The organism is Pseudoalteromonas sp. McH1-7 (assembly GCF_013366255.1).
Classification (GTDB): Bacteria; Pseudomonadota; Gammaproteobacteria; order Enterobacterales; family Alteromonadaceae; genus Pseudoalteromonas; species Pseudoalteromonas peptidolytica.
The window spans coordinates 90,784-109,075 of sequence record NZ_JABWPQ010000012.1; the positions used below are offsets into that span (position 1 = coordinate 90,784).

Here is an 18,292-nt window from a genome sequence, read left to right on the forward strand (position 1 = left end):
CAGGCTTAAATAGTACTAATCTGTTTAAATATGTGTTCAATTTTAAGGAGTAAACAAGGCACGAACAGCGTTAAATATTTCATATTAAAAACAACTTAATAGCAAAATTTTTGCCTGATTACTGGTACAGCCTTTTCACCTCAAAATAGATCATGTGATTAAGCAAATTGGCATAAGTTAGGATACAGATTGCGTACCTAAAGCAACTTAGAACTTAAGCATATAGGTATATGTAATAAACACACGAGATAAAAGTAGACGTAAATTAGGAAAAATTCGATTACGGAGTATTACGTACCAGTAACTTTTTTATAACGTGCTAGTGTGAGTGATGAAGCCGGTGACTTAAGCGAGGCTGAAAAGTGGTTTAAAGGTGACCCTTTAAACCACTTTGAATATGAATTTAAAACTTAGTTGGTGCAGGTGGCACTGTTAGTGTTTTTTTCGGGTTGTCTTTTAACTCTTTCAATAACTCTTCGACAGCACGCTCGACAGAAGGGTCTTTACCTGCGTGGATCAATTCAGGCCTATCTATCACCTCGATATCAGGGCTTACTCCTTCATTTTCAATGATCCAGTTGCCGTCATTATCTAGGATACGGAAGGTTGCTGCTATCACTTGGCCTCCATCAACAAGGCTTGGGTTTCCGGAAATCCCAATTAAGCCCCCCCAAGTGCGTGTACCAATTAGCTTACCTAGACCTGCTTGACGGAAATAGTAAGGTAGGGCATCACCACCTGAACTTGAATAGCCGTTGATCAACATCGCTTTTGGACCGTCGTGGGCAAATTGTGGAGTTTTTGTTGGCTCAACACCACGACGTTTCCAGTAATTAAGCGGTTTACGAGCAAGCCAAGTAATAATGTGCTCAGGAATAAAACCACCACCATTATAACGATCGTCGACGATCAGCGCTTCTTTCGTTGTTTGTGGCATAAAGTTCTTAAATAAAGAACGGTTACCATCATAATGCGTATTTGGTAGGTGGACGTAGCCGATTTTACCATCGGAAAGCTTGCTTACGTAGTCAGCCCGTGATTGCACCCAAGCCATGTAACGTAGTCCTTGCTCACTGGCAACAGGCTTGACCGTTGTCTTCCAGCTATTTTCGGCACTTGGAGACTTGCTTAGAACCAGCTCAACCTGCTCACCCTGGGTATTTTCAAGTAACTCATAAAAGTTAACTACTTCTTTTACTGAGCGACCATTTACAGAGATGATGTAATCACCTACATTGGCATTGACGCCAGTCTCGTCAAGCGGTGAGCGGTAGTTCTCATGCCAATTTTCACCTTTAAAGATACGTTCAATTTTCACATAACCTGATTGGTGAGCGCTTATTTCTGCACCAAGCAAGCCGTGCTTTTTGCGCTCGGCTGTTGGAGCATCACCAGATTGCACGTAAATGTGACCGGCGTTTATCTCTCCTGCAATTTCACTTAGTACGTAGTCTAGGTCGCTACGATGCGCAACTGTATTGGCAAGAGGCTGATACTTCTCTAAAATTGCATCCCAATCTTGGCCATGGTGATTCTCGTCGTAGAACCAATCACGCAATGTACGCCAGCCTTCTACATACATTTGTTGCCATTCAACTTTAGGGTCGATTTTCAGTGTCATCTTAGATAGGTCAAGCTGACTGCTCTTTAAGTCCTGTTTTGGCTTAGGTGCGATAACACTGTAATTATTGCCAGCACGAGCAATTAGATGCTTACCGCCAGCGGCAACCTTATAGCTGCTTACCCCTTCGGCAACTGTTTCTAGTTTGCTATCAGGTTCGCTACCAAGTAGCTTTAATGCACCACCTGTTAGTGTTAGAACGCCACCGTCGACACCTGTTAGCGCACCGTAGTTACCGGCTGGAGCGGAGAGGGATACAACCCGAGACATAAAGCCGTTGGCATCAATATAATTTTCTTTTTTGGTGCTATCAGCTTTTGCTTCATCGTCTGATTGAATGCTTAACTCATCGCTTTCAAACGCGTTTAATGGCTTGATATGATTGTTTACCGCGACGCTGTAAATACGTGTGGCGTTGTTGAACATATAATCAAATTCATAGCTACTAAAGGTGAGGTTGTAGTCGCGTTCAGACGTAAAGTAAATGTAGTTACCATCTGGCGAGAAAGTCGGGTTACGCTCGCTGGTCATTTCGTCAGTCAGTCGAGTGACCTTTTTATCTTTGATATTATAGTGCCATAGCGAGGCGTAGCGGTTCTCGTTGTTTTTAACAAAAACAATATCTTCGCTGTTAGGTGACCAAGTGTATTCGGTTAAACCATCTTCATCGTATTTGGCGGTATCAATTTTATGCGTATCACCAGATTTCGCATCAACCCACCATAGCGTGTGGTTTTTATCAGCAAAGAGCAGTTTGCTGTTATCAGCCGACCAAATTGGCGTAAAGCGCCAGATGGTACCATTGTCGGTTAACTGGATGGTTTTGTTGTTATTTGCTCTATCTTTAAGATAGATCTCATATTCACCTGTTTTATCACTCATGTAGGCAATATAACGGCCATTTGGTGACCAGCTAGCTTCAATCTCTCGGCCTTCTGGAGTGTAAGAAAGGTTGCGAGTTGGACCTTGTTTTACTGGAACAGAGAATAACTCACCACGAGCAGTAAACAATGCACGTTTACCATCATGTGAAATATCCATTGAATCAATAAAATCACTGACATTTTTGCTGTAAGGCATGGCATATTGGCGCACACCAGCAACATCAATGTTTAGCTTTTTGGCAGACTTTGTCGCTTCATCAAAACGATATAGGTAACCGCCATTTTCATAAACGATGGCGTCAGGACCTGCTGATGGCCACAAAACATCAAAGTCTTTGTGGTCAGTCATTTTTACTGGAGACTTACCGTCGCGATATTTATACAGGTTGAGTGTATAGTCACGATCAGATACAAAATAGATACTGTCATTTACCCAAGTCGGTTGCTGATCCGTTGCTTTATCAGTGGTGAGCTGTTTAGACGTGTTGTTTTCAAGGTCGTAAACCCACACATCTTGTGCACGGCCACCGCGTGAGCGTTTCCAGGTTCTAAACTCCCTGTCGATAGGGGTGTAAACATACTTGCTGCCATCAGGCGAGAGCATACCGCCACCGGTTTCTGGGATGGCCATCGGCTGCTCAAGTCCACCTTCGACAGGTACCATATATGGGCGACCCATGCGTTTACCCCATGGGGTGCGGTTTGCTCTGAACACGATATGTTTGCCGTCAGGCGTCCAATCCATCACCCGATAATCAAAACCACCGCGGGGAGGCATCGCGCCGACATCGTTATAATAGGTGAGCTGTTTTAACCCTGAACCATCGGCATTGATGACATAGATCTGGCGGCTACCATTGTACTCAGCGGCAAAAGCAATTTTGCTACCATCTGGTGAAAACTTAGGAAAAGTTTCAAAACCAATGTGGTCAGTTAATCGCTGACTTTTCCCTGAATTGGTATCTGCGATATAAATGTCGCCAGCATAGACAAAAGTGACTTTATCTTTGTGAATGTCAGGAAAGCGAAGTAAGCGAGTATCTTCTGTTTGATACGCTGAAACAAAAGGCGCGGCTGCCGTAGCAATGGCGAGCACGAGTGTTTTTATTTTCATCATAATATAGGCGTTTCCGTTATTATTTTGATACATAATAACGATTAAGCACTGAAATGCACCCAATTTAGATGAGTAGCTTGTTTCAAAATGTGAAAAACACCCCAACGCGGAGTGTGGTCGCGAAGGGATGTTGAGTTGTTGGGGGAGTATCAATGAGGTACTGGTGTACCTCAATATTGTGTCAACTTAGAACTGTGCAACAAAAGTTAGGTTGCTTGTTTCGCCGCCATCTGTGTCAACAACACTACCTGTAAGGTAGTAAGTGTCATTGAAGAAGTACTTCGCTTCCACCGCTAAGTCTGAGTCATATGAACCAAGGCCAAGTGCAAAGTTACGAGTGAAGTAGTAGTTTGCTAGTACATTCGTCACATTGTCATCAAAGCCTTCGATGTCAATGCGGTTATGTTCCACGTCGATTGTGAAGTAGCTTTCGCCACCCACGTGCATCAAATAACGAGCACTTAGGTTTAGGTAATCAAACTCATCTTCGGTTTCAATGGTAAAACCAATATAATCTGTAGAGTTGAGCTCATGGTTATATTCTGCTTTGAACCAAGTTGTATCACCATGTTCGAACTCTTCCTGACGAATACTTAGCTTTAGGTTCTCGTTATATAAGTAACCAAAGCCAAAAGAGTAATGATCGTCAGCTTCACCAAGATCTGAAATGCTACCAGTAACAAACCACTCTTTAGTGATAAACCCTTCACCGTGAGCAGAAAAGGCATTTGAGAAATCATCGTTGGCATAGCTTAGGCCAACATTACTGTCTGTATCTAGGTAACCAAAGTCATCCCATACGCCAACTGATTCTTGAGGTGCGAAAAAGTAATCAGAAGAAAGCATCAGTAGGCTGTTATCGGAGCTATCGTAGTCTGTGTAACTAGCAGCGTTGAACCACTCTTTTTGAACGTTTCCTGCGTTAGCTTGAGCGGTCGCTGAAACAAGTAGTGAAACAGCTGCGATAGATAGTAGTTTTTTCATGTTCATCCCTTTAATTTCCATATATTGAGCTACATCAACTCAACGGCGCGCATAGTAGTACTAGAAATCTGAACAGGAACTGACAGAAGTCAAAAATTTATGAATTGGCGTAAATGCTCAGCTTTACATATGCTTTAGTTGGATTTGCAACTTCGGTTTTAGCTGGTTTACATGTTAATAGGAAGCGTAATGTCAGACTCGTTTCATGGTATTTCTATAGGCACTGAGAGGCGTCAAAACGATATCTACTTAACTTTAACACTCAGCGGTAAACTTACCCATGAAGATTACGTTACTATTATGCCTATTATTGAAGAGGTTATAAAAACGGTAAAGTCGCCACAGGTGTATGCACTAATTGATGCAATTGACTTTAAAGGCTGGGAGCTCAGAGCAATGTGGGACGATTTTCAGATAGTATTATCTCACAGCCACGAGTTTAAAAGAGTGGCCATTTATGGTGGCAAAAAGTGGCATCGTCTTGCTGCATTGATTGGTAATTGGATTATAACTGGGGAGGTAAAATATTTTCGAGATAAAAATCAGGCAATACTTTGGATTGAAAACAAATCATAGCCATACACAAAACGGTAATACATTGTTGAGCAATGATGAATACAGAAATCCCATTTGTCTAAAAAGTGGATTATCCAGTTGCTCATCATGTATAGTGAATAAACACCAGCGGCTTTTATCTGAATGGCTTGGGAGTTGACTCTGTGAAAACAATACTGATAACAGGTGCTAATCGTGGGATTGGACTTGCGTTAACTAAGGTCTACCTGCAATCGGGGTGGCATGTGCTGGCAACATGTAGAGATCCGCTAGCTGCAACTGACTTAAATGCGTTATCTGCGACGTTTCCTGAACTTCAGGTGTTCGCCCTAGATGTCACTAATTTTGATCAAATGACGGAGTTGAGCGAAAAGCTTGCGCCAGTTGCCATTGATATTGTCGTTAATAATGCTGGCATATATGGACCAAAGGGTTACGCCTTTGGAGAAACAGATATTGAAGCGTGGCGTGAGGTGATGGAGGTCAATGTCTTTGCTACCATGCGACTTGCTGAGCTTTTTTATACCCACTTAAGTAACTCAACAGAAAAAATATTTGCCGCGGTGTCATCCAAAGTTGGTAGCCACACAATGAATACCAAAGGTGGTGGATATATTTATCGCAGCTCCAAAGCTGCAGTGAACTCAGTGATTAAAAGCTTATCAAATGATTTACTGGTTGATGGGATCCGTACCGTTGCATTGCACCCTGGTTGGGTTCAAACAGACATGGGGGGAGCTGAGGCACCAGTTACACCAGAGGAGTCGGCTGCTGGGCTTTATAGCGTGTTATCACATTTTGTTGATGCACAAAGTGGCGGCTTTTATGACTACAAAGGAGATGCAATTCCTTGGTGATCGCTGCATAAGTTATGTTTAATAACAACTAGCCTTAATACGTGCTCAATTTGAAGGAGTAAATCTGACGCCTAATTGCGTTAAAAATTTCTATTTAGAACAACTAAATAAAAATCCTTGCATTGCTTACAGAACATAAATACCTCGGCGTGAGCAGGGCGTGGAGCGGTGCTATCGACAAGATTTTCTCGCTTCAAAATAGTGGACCACTTAATACCAATTTGACTTAATACTTGCTCAATTTGAAGGAGTAAATCTGACGCTAACCGCGTTAAAAATTTCTCATTTAGAACAACTAAATAGCAAAATTTTTGCCTAGTTATCGACAAGATTTTCTCGCCTCAAAATAGACCACTTAATTAAGTAAATTGGTATGATTAAAATAATTAGTATAAGAAAGGAATATGTGTCTGTGGTAGAAGTACAAAATGTTGTCTTCTCTCGTCGTGACGGAGAGTCTCGCAGAGAAGTTTTAAGTGATCTTAATCTTAGTATCGGTAAAAATGAGCAAGTGGCAGTGGTAGGAGATAGCGGCTCTGGCAAAACCACATTGATCCATTTAATAGGTGGGCTACTCAGGCCTGACAGTGGCAGCATCATTATCGACGGCCAAGATATTACCAAATTTAACGACACAACGCAGGCCAGATATCGCAGAAGCCTGGGCATGATATTCCAGCATTATCAACTACTATCAGTACTCAACGTATACGACAATATTACTTTCCAAGCACAGCTCAACAATATAAAACTAGCACCACAGACAGTCAAAACACTGGCTTCACGCTTGGGGATTGCAGATAAACTCAATGCCTTACCACATCAATTATCTGGTGGGGAGCAACAGCGAGTAGGTATTGCACGGGCTATGTTGAATAAACCTCAGTTGCTATTAGCAGATGAGCCTACAGGCAATTTAGATGCAGCCAAAAGCGAAGAAGTTGTGTCACTTTTACGTCAGCTATGCCAAGAGCAGTCGGTGAACCTGATTATGGTTACTCACAGCCAACACCTTGCCAATAGCCTAGATAGAAAAGTGACCATTGAGAATAAGCGCGCTTATGGTTAAGCACTCTCAGTTAAACATGGCCTTACCTACAGCGCTTGAAATTAGATTAATACTGGGGGTTTTTTTCCAGTTTTATCGCCGACACCTTTGGCTCTTTTTCCTGTTGGTTCTTGGTTTGTCGCTGGGGAGTGCGTTATTAGGTGCAATCCAAGGGCTGAATCAAGAAGCGAGTAACCGCTACCACCAAACCAGTGCGTTGATAAATAATCCAATCAGTCACTTTGTGAGGCCAATTCACGGTAGTAAAACACTTGAAGCGACTATTTGGCAGGCGCTACGAAAAGCAGGTGTACGTTCTGCTGAGCCGGTGGCTGAAGGGGTGGTCACAATAGTCGAAGGTCAAAAAGTACGTATAAAAGGTGTAAATACTCTTCAGTGGCTTGGCAAAGGGAGTCAGTCAGACCGTCAACAAAATCAAAATCCCAGTATGCAGTTTGGTTTTAACACTATTTATATCTCCAATGCATTAGCGGAGCGCTTCTCCTTGAAGCAGCATCAAAGTATGCAAATTGCCGGTGTTGATTGTGTGTTTGTCGTATTACCAGGGCTTAGCGGGAATATCGCGTTGGCAGACATAGCCTTGGTTGACCGCCTGTTACATTTGGAAGGAAAAATCAGTTACATAGAAATTTCAGACTTTCATTTGAATAGTGCGCAGGTAAACGCCATTATTGCCAACAAAGCGCGACTGCAAAGTGCCGAGGCGCAATCATTCGACTCCCTGTCACAAGCCTTCTTTTTCAATCTCAAAGCGCTTGCGTTATTGGGTTATGTTGTTGGCGCTTTTTTAAGTTTCAATGCCATTAAATTGTGTCTGCATAGCCGACAAAAATTGCATCAGCAACTTATATTGCTGGGTTGTCTGCAGCGCACGCTTGTTGTCGCCGTAAGTATAGAAATAATACTACTTAGCTTTTTGGCAGCATTGCTCGGTGCCGGTATCGCTTTTGTCGGTTCGAATGCTTTGGTGGCAGAAATCACACTCGCACTGAAAGGTCTCTTCGAACTGGACAGGCATTTACCGGTTCATTTCAGTTGGGTAGTTGTTTTACAAGCCTTTATGCTAAATATGTTGGTATTGGCGAGCATTGCTTATGCACAAACCAATGTGTTGACTTTCTATCGTAAGAAAAGGTTTCGAGTACTTTGTGTCATAGGAACTGGACTGATAGCAGGGTACTTCTATATTGGTAGCGATAATCCTTTTTTCGCGCTTGGCCTTTGTGTGTGTTTATTGCTGGTGTTCTTTATTATTACGCCTGTGGTACTGCGAATATCGTTTGCGTGTATACCCACAACCCGGCCATTACTCAAGTGGATGAAAGCTGATAGTCATGAGCAGATCAGAGTATTAACCACAAGCGTCTATGCAGTTTTGCTGGCTGTGGGTACGTCGGTGGGGTTGCAAATTATGGTTGCCAGCTTTAGCACCGCGTTGCAAATTCATTTAGATAGTCGTTTAAGTGCCGAGCTCTATATTCGGCCAAATCATATAGAAAGCTGGCAGTATCAATGGTTATCAGCAAGGCAGGAAGTTGATACTGTGGGTGTTTTTTGGCAAGCAGAAGGCAGTTATCAGCGCAATGATAGTGACCCTAATACACAATCAGTGAGATTAATCAGCTTTGGCTCTCATGCTGATTTACACCAAAATCTTACGTTGCTTTCTGGAGCTCCACCAACTTCAAAAACGCTGTACCACGAAGCCAGCATACCGCGCAGTGGGTGCCTTGCTAATGAACCAAGTAAACTATTACATGGCATAAGATTGGGTCAATACGTCACCATCAAACAGGGTGAGCGTCAGATTAACTGCGAAATAACAGGGTTTTACTATGATTATGGTGAGCAGCGCAGTGTTTTTGTGGTGGTTACTACAGCCATTTTACAAGCCAAGTTTAATTACGAGGCTTTTGGCTTCTCATTGCGTTTAAAAGAAGGAGCTGATGAGCTCGACTTAAAACAGCAACTTTTACAACAATTTGAGCTTACCGAATCACAAGTTGTTGAAAATCATGTGTTTAAAAAATATGCGACACAATTATTTGAACATACATTTTACGCGACCAATGCTCTTAACCTGATGATAGTGGTGATTGCCTTATTTGGTCTTTGGGTGTCATTGCTCACTTTGGGAGTCAAGCAGGTGCAACCTTTGGCTGTGCTTAAAACCTTGGGGATCACTACACTACAAGCATTTCAGATTAAGCTGTCGCAAAGCTCGATTATCTTATTGGTAAGCCTGGTATTAGCAATGGTATTAGGTGGGTTATTGGGCTGGGTATTACTGAAGTTTGTAATGCCTGTCGGGTTTGGCTGGAGCATTCCTTTTTTGATTCCGTATCAAAGTATTATGGTGTTTATCATGGGTATTTATAGTTTAGCCTTGTTGGTAAGTATTGCCCCGCTCATTAAGCTCAGTCGATATGCAGTTGCGGACTTATTACATGAAGACTAGATTGTGTTTATTGTTATTTATATTGGCACTATGTGTGGCTTGTACGCCAGAGCCTGCCAACGACACCGAGGCTCAAACGCGCTTTTTTAGCCAAGTGCGAGGCACTGCTGTATCACCGGATTATCAACTACGCTTTCCTCATGATCATGGCAGTCATCCAGATCAAGGTATTGAATGGTGGTATATCACGGCAAATCTTAACAGCGATTTAGGCAAAGCGTTTGGGGTGCAATGGACGTTATTTAGAGTATCCGCCCCAAACACACATTACGCGAGTCATTGGTGGGATGATCAGCTCTACTTTGCGCATTTTGCGATTCAAAATGATGAGTCTCATCAAGCTTATGAGCGTTATGGTCGCGCAGGTCAAATAGAAATCGCGACTACTCCTTTTATTGCCCGCCTTGACGACTGGTATTTAAAAAGTGACTCAAGCGCTTTTTTGCCTCTGTCTCTGCATGCAAGCGAAAGCGGCAACAGTATTAATCTTAAGCTTAATGATAGTCCCTTGGTATTACATGGGGAAAATGGCTATAGCGAAAAGACCGCAGATGGTCATGCATCCATGTATTATAGCTACCCATTTTTAAATGCCTCTGGCACGCTTTACTTTAACGGTGAAAGCCATCAAGTATCAGGTAAAGCTTGGCTTGATAGAGAGTGGTCATCAGCTTTTATAAGTAAAACACAGCGTGGATGGGACTGGTTTAGTATCCGCGCAAAAGACAGCAAACAGGGGGCGCTGATGGTGTTTTGCATTCGTGATAGTGAGCAAAGCTACACTGATTGTCGAGGTACCAAGATTGCAAGCGATGGAAAATCGCCACAGCAGATAGAACATAATGAAATTAAACTGACGGTGCTAAAGTCAATACCGCTTGATGGTGTTCATTATCCTTCTAAATGGCAGTTAGAGCTTGATGGTGAGTCACCAATTATCATTGAAGCCATTAATCGAGACTCTAGAAATCAGCTCTCTATCCCCTATTGGGAAGGGCGAGTCAGAACCTCTGGAGGATTTGATGGAGAAGGTTTCGCTGAGCTGGTGGGCTACGAATAAGCGCTAAAAATTATATTGAATCTAAGAAACAGAATAACCTGCTAGTAATAATGTCCGGTATGTTAACTGTGGACTAAGCGCTATTACTTATGCTGCTGACTAGTTAATTAGACAAAGCTTGTTACAAAGTGAAGCCGTATTTATTTAAAAGTTTTGTTGTTTTTGTTCGAAAATACAGTAGTATGCGCCGCGAATTGTACCAATATGCGTGACTGTTCGGTGCCGCAAATTGGTATTACATACGAGCAATATGGAGTAAATCGTGAATTCAGTATTAAAGCAAGTAGTAGCAGTTTCAGCCTTACTAGTATCAACCGCCAGTGCTGCAAACTCAACAGATTTTGTTGAGCTTGGCTATGGTAAAATAACGATTGATAACTTAGATGAGGTAAAACCAGCGGGTGTTGTGGTTACTGCAAATAAGGCTTTCGATGGTTTTTATCTTCAAGGAAGTTATGCAGTACTTAGCGATGATATTAGTCGCTCTCAGCTAGAGGTTCATCACGGTTTACGTATAAATACACCCCTAGAAGTGGATACAGATTTAGACTACTTGACCTTGTTGGTAGGGCACCAATTTGATGTTAGTGATGCAGGTTTTATGGATATTTACGGTGGCTACTCAAGGTATGAGGTAGACGTTGAGTATTCAGGTATTACAACGATAGTGTATAACAATGGTCAAGTTTATCAGCAGCAACTTTCAGATAAAGACAGTGATAATAGTGACCACTATCACTTAGAAGCTGCGTATGAGCATGCTTTTGGCGCATTATCTGCGCGCATTGGTCTTGGTGTTGAGCGTATTCAAAACGACGAAAGTGAAACCAACTTTGTATACCTAGCTAAGCTTGGTTACCAGTTTACAGACCGTATTTCAGCTAATATCAGCTACAGAAATGCAGATGAATACGATAACTTCGGTTTGAACTTGCGTTATAGCTTCTAATCAAGTTTATGTAATGATGAGATACAGGTCGTTGTAAAACGAGGCTGTATCTCTGATCCCCTGTATAAGCAAAGCAACTTCTAAGCTTAAAAAATGGCGTGCTTAGTCAATCTGACTGGTATAAACATGATTTGCAATCACTTTGCCATTAAATGAAAAATCAAACTGACCACAGTGAGCTAACCCAAGCTTTTGATAAAATTGATTTGATTCATTCTCTACCCATGTGTACAGCCAATATTTTTCACCTAGATCGGCACATGCGGCCGTGATGAGTTGCGAGCCGGCTCCCTTACCATGCCATCTTCTTAATACATAAAGCTTTTCAATCTCGAATCCAAGATCTTGGTCGCCGTATTGTGAAGACCTGTTAGCTTGAATGTATCCCTGTATTGCACCATCATGCTCAGCAACATAAATGCTGATTTCATCACGTTGTAACAAAGCTAAAAAATATGCTTGTGTAAAGGTGGTAAGTGCATAGTCGGCATATTCTTGTTTTACTCCCTCTAACGCATACGTGTCGAGCCACACCTGAATAGATAAGGCTGCGAGCGAGGAGGCGTCGCATGGTCGGGCTGGACGAATTTGGAAGTGGTACATTATCCTAGTTTATCCATTATTTGTGCGTATTGGTAATAAGCGAGCTGGCCAAATCGACGTAATTGTGGCAGCGGAAATGTGGGTAGCGGTTTAGTATAAATAGGTAAATTAGGTACAGGTTGTCCCATTAACTTTTCAGCAAGGCGTTTACTGGCCTGCGCACTAAATGCCACTCCTGAGCCACAGTAGCCGAGTATGTAACCGGTGTTATTTTCAGTATAAATATGTGGAATATCATCAAGCGCTGCCGCAATATAACCACTCCAGAAATAATCTACTGTAAATGGCAGTTTTGCAAAGCAATCTTTGAGGGCCGTCTGTAAGTTGTGTTGATACTTTAAGTTATCTTGACTGTGCCCAAATACAGCACCACGCCCACCAAATAAAATGCGATTATCTGGAAGTCGGCGGTAATAATACTTGAGTCGCCGGGTATCCATGACGACTTGCTCAGTGAATAGACCATGGGCATTTAACACGTCATCACTAAGAGGGTTGGTAACAATAATACTGCTTAAGATCGGCAAATAACGACCTTGTGTTAAAGGAGATAAGTTGCGTTGGCTATAGGCATTTGCTGCAATCACCACTTTATCTGCTGATACCTTGTGACCATTAACTTCTAAATGGTGTTTACCATTTGGGCTTTGGTGGTGTGTGACCAAGCTATTTTCGTATATCTTTACTCCGGCTTGCTGTGCCATCGCTTTGTAACCCATTAATAATTTTAATGGATGGACACCAAAGGCATTATCAAAACGCAGTGCGCCAAATCCCTGTTGATTACGCATATAAGCGTCACGGAGTTGTTGCTGGTTAAGCAGTTGGTGTTTGTTACAGTCCATTGTGGAATTTAAGTACTCAGACTGCGCCTTTAAAAGCGAAAATGCTTGCTGATTATGTGCTACTTTAAGGTAACCTGATGCTTGGACATTACACTCAATCTGGTTCACTTTGATATGATCACGCACTCTATCTACCGCATCATTATATTCTTGGTAGATGGATTTACTGATGTCTACACCATATCTTTTAGCAATTTGAGAATAACCTAAACGTCCTGTACTTGGTAAAACAAACCCTGCGTTTCTTGCGCTTGCACCAAAGCCAATTTGGTTGGCTTCAAATAATGCCACATTTTGCTGGAAAGTAGTCGCTAAATGATAAGCTGTCAGTAAGCCAGTAAATCCGCCGCCAATGACTGCCACATCAACCTGCAAGGGACTATCAAGTGCTGTGGATGGCTCACCGATGTCGCAGGTTGCAGCCCAGTAACTCTTGGCAAAAGCTTGCCCCTGACAATGTGGCTGGGTTAGAGGATCAAATCCGGACATATTAAAACTCCAGCACCATTTCTGCCGCTTGGCAGTGGCACTGTGTGCCACAAATAGTGCAGACATAACCATGATAGATACAATCGTCTAGCCATTTGTCATCGTGTACTTTGATGAGTTTACCACCTGCTTTAGTGAAGTATTTTACTGCGCCATTGCCTGGGCTTTGCTTCCATAGATGAGAAACACCAGCTTTTGCACCTTGTTGTTTTAGTGCTGCCACTGCATGGCTTAATAATTGTGGTCCTATACCTTGCCCCTGTGCATTGGGCGCGATAGCAATACACTTAAAGTAAGCCATATCAGTTTCATCAACCGGCCAAAGTGTTGGCGAGCTCCATTTGTCAATTGGCCATTGTCCGGCACTGTAGGTGGTTCTAAAACCAAGTAGTTCATCATTTTCGCCCAGCGCAACAAAAGAAGCATTGATACCGTTTTTACAACCTTTTTGGTACATCTGTTCGATACCGGTTTCATCTAAGTAGTTATCACCATGAACGAGGTTACCAAGCTCAATAACGGGTAAGAAATGCTCTGGTTGCAAGGGAGTGATTTTCATAAGAAGCTCTATTGTTGTTATTTATAATCAATTTTTATTAGCGTTGGCCTTAGCATATCACGTTGACTGACGTACCAAAAAGTCTTGGTCGTGCTCATTTTTTGAGACTCTGTTATTGAGCTTCGGGTCGTTAGATTTGACAGCGATGTCATTTTGTTAATAATTGTTAAGTTAGTGGGTTCCACTATTAACAACAACGTGTAAAGGAAAAAACATGAAAACGCTTAAATTAGCAACAGTAATTTCGCTGGCTATTACTGCAAGTCAGGCAATAGCTATGAGTCCGCAACCAGATCCGCAAAATCCGGGAGGCTATATCGTGTCGCGAGCAGAGCTTTCTGCAACTGAGGGCGCAAAAACAAACAATCCAATGTATGCCATCTGGTCTAAGGCACTAGAAACCCGAGATAACACAATCGTTGAGGGAATTGCCCCTAACCTTGCTAGTAATCCTAATAACGTTAAGCGAGCTGAGCGTGTCTTTGGTGAAGCACAATGGCGATTTTTAACCCAAATGGCTGCGCCTGAATACACATATACCCGTTTTTTACGTGCTATTGGTAAGTTTCCTGCTTTTTGCGGCGACTACACCGATGGTCGCGATGCTGATGCAATCTGTAAACGCTCAATCGTCACCGCTTTTGCGCACTTCGCCCAAGAAACTGGAGGCCACATTGCCAAAGATAACATTTCTGATAACCCATTAGGTCTTGAAGAATGGCAACAAGCCTTGGTGCATGTACGTGAAATGGGGTGGTCAGAAGGAGAGGTTGGTTATACTACAGGGTGTGGTCAAAATGATTGGCAGAATCGTCGCTGGCCCTGTGGCACTGGGCAAGGCTACTTTGGTCGTGGTGCAAAGCAGCTATCTTATCACTTTAATTACGGTGCGTTCAGTGAAGTCATGTTTAATGGCGACGCCACTGTATTGCTTAATAACCCAGGTTTAGTTGCTGATTCTTGGCTAAATTTAGCGTCCGCAATTTGGTTTTTCTTAACTCCTCAAGCACCAAAGCCGGCGATGCTGCATGTGATTGACAAAACTTGGGTGCCGTCACAGCGTGAGGTAGATGCAGGGATTGGTTATGGTTTTGGTACCACTATTAATATTATTAATGGTGGTATCGAGTGCGGAGCACAAAACCGTGACAAAGGTCAACCTGTTAACCGCATCCGTTATTGGGAAGGGCTATCACATTACTATAATATTGCCATTGCTGCGGATGAAGAAAACACCTGCTGGCAGCAAACACCTTATGGTAGCTTAAATTTAGATGGCGCAACTGACGTACTATACACAAACTGGGAAGGAGACTGGACATATTACGCAGACCGCCCCGGAGGCTATTCTTTCGAGTGTAAACTTGTTGGGTATCAAACGGCTTATTCGGCACTTGTGCCAGGAGACTACGAAAAATGCGTGACAAACTTTTATCAATCCCACGCAAGTTGGCCTCAAGTTCGAGTGGTTGACGACTTACCTACAACCCCTGTTGAACCGCCAGTGGGTGGTGTACCAGCTTGGGATGCTGATAAAGTCTACTTAAAAGGTGACCGTGCTAGCTACAATGGCGTGATATATGAAGCTAAATGGTGGACCAAAGGGAACATTCCAGCGGCTGACGGCCCTTGGTTAGCTGTTAAATAATACGGCAGTCGTTGTGGAGCGCGTTATACCATAAGTGGTCTATTTTGAGGTGAGAAAATCTTGTCGATAACAAGGCAAAAATTTTGCTATTTAGTTGTTCTAAATAAGAAATTTTTAACGCTGTTAGCGTCAGATTTACTCCTTCAAATTGAGCAAGTATTAAGTCAAATTGGTATTGTTTTGCTCCACAACTTCAAGATTCTCTGCAAAGATCACAAACTCCAATTGAAGCCCTTCTGTAGGCACGCTAAAATAGTATTTTAGCAATAACCGAGACCATATTGTGTCTGTAACTCGCGCATTAGTTCAAACTTTATCTGAGTGCATTGAACATGTACTTGACACCTCCCTCCATGCCGATAAAGCATTAACTCAACTACTGCAAAATAACCCGCAGTGGAGCCTTGATGAAAGGCAGTATGTAGTGAGTAACTATTACCATATTTTCCGCTTTAAACGATTACTGACTTACTTGCTTGAGCATGAGAATTTACCATTAGATGGGTTTGGCTATTGGTTGACTTGTCAAGTTGTAACCAAGCAGGCGTTGCCGGAGTGGGTAGATACCGAGCGTTATCATGTCGAGCGTTTACAAAGCTTGATAGAGCAGGCCCCCGAAGCTATCCGTCTGTCATTGCCGGATTGGCTCAATGAAGTGGCGCATATACAGCTCGGTAAAAAATGGCAGGTGATTGCCAACGCGCTAAATCAAAGTGCTCAGCAATATTTGCGAGTCAATACTCTCAAAAGTGATATTGCAACGGTTACAGCATCTTTAGCAAAAGAGGGGATCAAGGTTTCAAACGTTGAACTTGATGCGCATATTGCCTTAAAAGTGGAGTCAAATAGCCATTTGTTTCGCTCTCAAGCATTTCAGTCCGGATGGTTTGAAATGCAAGATGCAGGCTCTCAGCAGATCGCACCATTTTTAGATGTGAAACCTGGACATAAAGTGGTGGACGCATGTGCTGGAGCTGGTGGAAAGAGCTTGCACTTAGCTGCATTGATGGAAAACAAAGGTCGATTACTGTCTTTGGATATTCATGAGCATAAACTTGAAACGCTAAAGCAACGGGCGAAACGCGCAGGGGTTTATGTTGCTGAGACCCGCGTTATTCAAAATAACAAAACCATCAAACGACAAAAAGAAAAGTTTGATCGTGTTTTGTTGGACGTACCTTGCTCAGGTTTAGGTGTACTAAAGCGAAACCCAGATGCAAAGTGGCACTTGAATTCGCAAAATTTAGACACACTTATTGATTTACAAACAGATATTCTGGCGCGCTACAGTCAAATGTGCAAAGTGGGCGGTAAATTAGTCTATGCAACTTGCTCTATTCTACCCGCTGAAAATGAGCAACAGGTTGAACGCTTTTTGGAGAACAACCCCAACTGGCAACTAGAAGACTCACTTTGCTTACTTCCGGGAATAAATTCGGAATTTGATGGTTTTTATGCCGCACGATTAGTAAAAAACAGTTAGGAAACAAGATGAATCCAATTATTGCATTACTTAAAGAGCACAATATTTCAGACGAGCAAATTGAAGCGGTGTTTACCCAGCTGACGGAAAACCCAATGATGGCAATGGCAACAATTCAGCAATTAGGTATTCCACCTGAAAAGCTTCAACAATTAATGGGTTTAGTAATGCAAAATCCTGCATTGATCAAAGAAGCGGTAGATGAATTAGGTTTGGATTTTGAAAAGGTTGAGGCTGCAAAAGCCCAGCTAAAACAGTAGTGTTAATGGCTAGACAAGCTCAGCCTTGTCTAGCCCTAGCTAAGTTAATTCACATGCCGCTCAAATCTTGTGAGTAAAACCACTGTATACCCCAAATAAAAATGTGAGCATTGCAGAAAATAGTGTCGAGCCTATCGCGTAGGCAAGTATTGCCTGACCCCAATTTTTCCACTTTGCCAGCTCATTTTCCGCCATTTTATAGTTAAGTATTATGCTGTACAAAGCAGAAAATAAGAGCGAAAGAATAGCGTAAAGCTGCTCGCTGAAGATCTCTAGCATGAGTGGAATAGAGAATATCAGTACGCTTAGGGTTAGGATGAGTAGGTGTCCTATGGTGTACTCCAGCATTGTGTAGGGCGCAGAGCGATACACTAGCTTAGAGGCTAATCCGAGTAAGAATGCCAGTATAAAGACGCGATAAATGTGCGTTGCTTCATATAGTGCGATTTCAGATTGCCATTTGAGCTGCTCTTTCTGTTCCAAAAGTTGACTGCTGGATATGAAGCTGGTTTCAAGTAGATGTGAGGCAAGCACGATCACGGTGAGTAGAATAAAACTAAACTTGAAGGGATTACCAAAGCGACTCCTCTGTCCATTCAAGTATCCAATAATGGTGCTAAAGGGTTGCAATAGCAGCCCAAAAAGCAATCTAAAAAATGGTGACTCTAAGTCGAATAATGCACTTTGAAGTAGTACACCTAAGTGTTTGAAAGTGAGCCTTGAGGCTCTTTTTTGTCCACAACCTGAGCAGTATTCGCCAGCTAACGGTGTGTGGCAGTTTAAACAGTGCGATTGGTTTTCGAAGTTTAGGTGATCCATACGATTTTTTATTATTTTTTACTTATATCGAA

At 42.5% G+C, this 18,292-nt stretch carries 15 protein-coding genes; 9 read left to right on the plus strand and 6 right to left on the minus strand.

The window, feature by feature from the left end:
• Positions 1 to 403: 403 nt before the first annotated feature.
• Both HUZ36_RS10405 and HUZ36_RS10410 read right to left on the minus strand, forming a co-directional pair.
• A complete protein-coding gene (locus tag HUZ36_RS10405; RefSeq protein WP_176032791.1) occupies positions 404 to 3,655 on the minus strand; it encodes a S41 family peptidase in 3,252 nt (1,083 codons plus the stop codon).
• 153 nt (positions 3,656 to 3,808) lie between these two features.
• Positions 3,809 to 4,606, minus strand: coding sequence for a putative porin (locus HUZ36_RS10410; protein WP_128730631.1), 798 nt, complete (start codon positions 4,604 to 4,606; stop codon positions 3,809 to 3,811).
• Between the two features lie 189 nt (positions 4,607 to 4,795).
• On the opposite strand from HUZ36_RS10410, the gene HUZ36_RS10415 reads away from it, so the two are divergent.
• The 6 genes from HUZ36_RS10415 (at position 4,796) to HUZ36_RS10440 (ending at position 11,554) form a co-directional block, all read left to right on the plus strand.
• The gene (locus tag HUZ36_RS10415) at positions 4,796 to 5,182 is read left to right on the plus strand and encodes an STAS/SEC14 domain-containing protein (protein ID WP_147390708.1); all 387 of its coding nucleotides are present in this window, start codon (positions 4,796 to 4,798) and stop codon (positions 5,180 to 5,182) included.
• 143 nt (positions 5,183 to 5,325) lie between these two features.
• Positions 5,326 to 6,018, plus strand: a complete 693-nt coding sequence (locus tag HUZ36_RS10420) for an SDR family oxidoreductase (RefSeq protein WP_125251842.1) — start codon at positions 5,326 to 5,328, stop codon at positions 6,016 to 6,018.
• A gap of 412 nt (positions 6,019 to 6,430) precedes the next feature.
• Positions 6,431 to 7,087: an ABC transporter ATP-binding protein gene (locus HUZ36_RS10425; RefSeq protein ID WP_176032822.1), complete on the plus strand. Its 657-nt coding sequence runs from the start codon at positions 6,431 to 6,433 to the stop codon at positions 7,085 to 7,087.
• The gene (locus HUZ36_RS10430) at positions 7,080 to 9,545 is read left to right on the plus strand and encodes an FtsX-like permease family protein (RefSeq protein ID WP_254879536.1); all 2,466 of its coding nucleotides are present in this window, start codon (positions 7,080 to 7,082) and stop codon (positions 9,543 to 9,545) included. Before HUZ36_RS10425 ends, HUZ36_RS10430 begins: the two co-directional genes overlap by 8 nt.
• Positions 9,535 to 10,605 carry a lipocalin-like domain-containing protein gene (locus HUZ36_RS10435; protein WP_176032792.1) on the plus strand — a complete coding sequence of 357 codons (1,071 nt, stop codon included), beginning with the start codon at positions 9,535 to 9,537 and terminating at the stop codon, positions 10,603 to 10,605. The genes HUZ36_RS10430 and HUZ36_RS10435 overlap by 11 nt, the downstream gene beginning before the upstream one ends.
• Before the next feature lie 262 nt (positions 10,606 to 10,867).
• Positions 10,868 to 11,554: a porin gene (locus tag HUZ36_RS10440; protein ID WP_176032793.1), complete on the plus strand. Its 687-nt coding sequence runs from the start codon at positions 10,868 to 10,870 to the stop codon at positions 11,552 to 11,554.
• Between the two features lie 102 nt (positions 11,555 to 11,656).
• On the opposite strand, the gene HUZ36_RS10445 is transcribed toward HUZ36_RS10440, so the two are convergent.
• Genes HUZ36_RS10445 through HUZ36_RS10455 form a run of 3 tightly spaced genes read right to left on the minus strand, consistent with a single transcriptional unit; the run spans position 11,657 to position 14,050 of the window.
• Complete coding sequence (locus HUZ36_RS10445; RefSeq protein WP_147391164.1) at positions 11,657 to 12,157, minus strand: GNAT family N-acetyltransferase; 501 nt, start codon at positions 12,155 to 12,157, stop codon at positions 11,657 to 11,659.
• Positions 12,157 to 13,491 (minus strand): NAD(P)/FAD-dependent oxidoreductase, encoded by a 1,335-nt coding sequence (locus HUZ36_RS10450; protein WP_176032794.1) that lies wholly within the window; start codon positions 13,489 to 13,491, stop codon positions 12,157 to 12,159. The genes HUZ36_RS10445 and HUZ36_RS10450 overlap by 1 nt, the downstream gene beginning before the upstream one ends.
• A gap of 1 nt (position 13,492) precedes the next feature.
• Complete coding sequence (locus HUZ36_RS10455; protein WP_176032795.1) at positions 13,493 to 14,050, minus strand: GNAT family N-acetyltransferase; 558 nt, start codon at positions 14,048 to 14,050, stop codon at positions 13,493 to 13,495.
• Positions 14,051 to 14,264: 214 nt separating this feature from the next.
• On the opposite strand from HUZ36_RS10455, the gene HUZ36_RS10460 reads away from it, so the two are divergent.
• The 3 genes from HUZ36_RS10460 to HUZ36_RS10470 all read left to right on the plus strand — a co-directional run bounded on the left by HUZ36_RS10460 (position 14,265) and on the right by HUZ36_RS10470 (position 17,441).
• Complete coding sequence (locus HUZ36_RS10460) at positions 14,265 to 15,698, plus strand: chitinase (protein ID WP_176032796.1); 1,434 nt, start codon at positions 14,265 to 14,267, stop codon at positions 15,696 to 15,698.
• A gap of 283 nt (positions 15,699 to 15,981) precedes the next feature.
• Entirely contained in the window at positions 15,982 to 17,181 is a 1,200-nt protein-coding gene (locus HUZ36_RS10465; protein ID WP_176032797.1) for an RsmB/NOP family class I SAM-dependent RNA methyltransferase, read from the plus strand.
• Between the two features lie 8 nt (positions 17,182 to 17,189).
• Complete coding sequence (locus HUZ36_RS10470) at positions 17,190 to 17,441, plus strand: DUF2999 family protein (protein ID WP_099640869.1); 252 nt, start codon at positions 17,190 to 17,192, stop codon at positions 17,439 to 17,441.
• A 60-nt stretch (positions 17,442 to 17,501) separates the two neighbouring features.
• Here the strand turns inward: HUZ36_RS10470 and HUZ36_RS10475 are convergent, their stop codons facing one another.
• The gene (locus HUZ36_RS10475; RefSeq protein ID WP_176032798.1) at positions 17,502 to 18,260 is read right to left on the minus strand and encodes a DUF3667 domain-containing protein; all 759 of its coding nucleotides are present in this window, start codon (positions 18,258 to 18,260) and stop codon (positions 17,502 to 17,504) included.
• Positions 18,261 to 18,292: the final 32 nt, after the last annotated feature.

What these genes read in the sequence shown, in the direction of transcription:
- HUZ36_RS10435 (WP_176032792.1), top strand. Translation starts at nt 9,535, where the DNA reads ATGAAGACTAGATTGTGTTTATTGTTATTTATATTGGCACTATGTGTG.
- HUZ36_RS10410 (WP_128730631.1), bottom strand. Translation starts at nt 4,606, where the DNA reads ATGAAAAAACTACTATCTATCGCAGCTGTTTCACTACTTGTTTCAGCG.
- HUZ36_RS10430 (WP_254879536.1), top strand. Translation starts at nt 7,080, where the DNA reads ATGGTTAAGCACTCTCAGTTAAACATGGCCTTACCTACAGCGCTTGAA.
- HUZ36_RS10460 (WP_176032796.1), top strand. Translation starts at nt 14,265, where the DNA reads ATGAAAACGCTTAAATTAGCAACAGTAATTTCGCTGGCTATTACTGCA.
- HUZ36_RS10455 (WP_176032795.1), bottom strand. Translation starts at nt 14,050, where the DNA reads ATGAAAATCACTCCCTTGCAACCAGAGCATTTCTTACCCGTTATTGAG.
- HUZ36_RS10415 (WP_147390708.1), top strand. Translation starts at nt 4,796, where the DNA reads ATGTCAGACTCGTTTCATGGTATTTCTATAGGCACTGAGAGGCGTCAA.
- HUZ36_RS10405 (WP_176032791.1), bottom strand. Translation starts at nt 3,655, where the DNA reads ATGTATCAAAATAATAACGGAAACGCCTATATTATGATGAAAATAAAA.
- HUZ36_RS10475 (WP_176032798.1), bottom strand. Translation starts at nt 18,260, where the DNA reads ATGGATCACCTAAACTTCGAAAACCAATCGCACTGTTTAAACTGCCAC.
- HUZ36_RS10450 (WP_176032794.1), bottom strand. Translation starts at nt 13,491, where the DNA reads ATGTCCGGATTTGATCCTCTAACCCAGCCACATTGTCAGGGGCAAGCT.
- HUZ36_RS10445 (WP_147391164.1), bottom strand. Translation starts at nt 12,157, where the DNA reads ATGTACCACTTCCAAATTCGTCCAGCCCGACCATGCGACGCCTCCTCG.
- HUZ36_RS10470 (WP_099640869.1), top strand. Translation starts at nt 17,190, where the DNA reads ATGAATCCAATTATTGCATTACTTAAAGAGCACAATATTTCAGACGAG.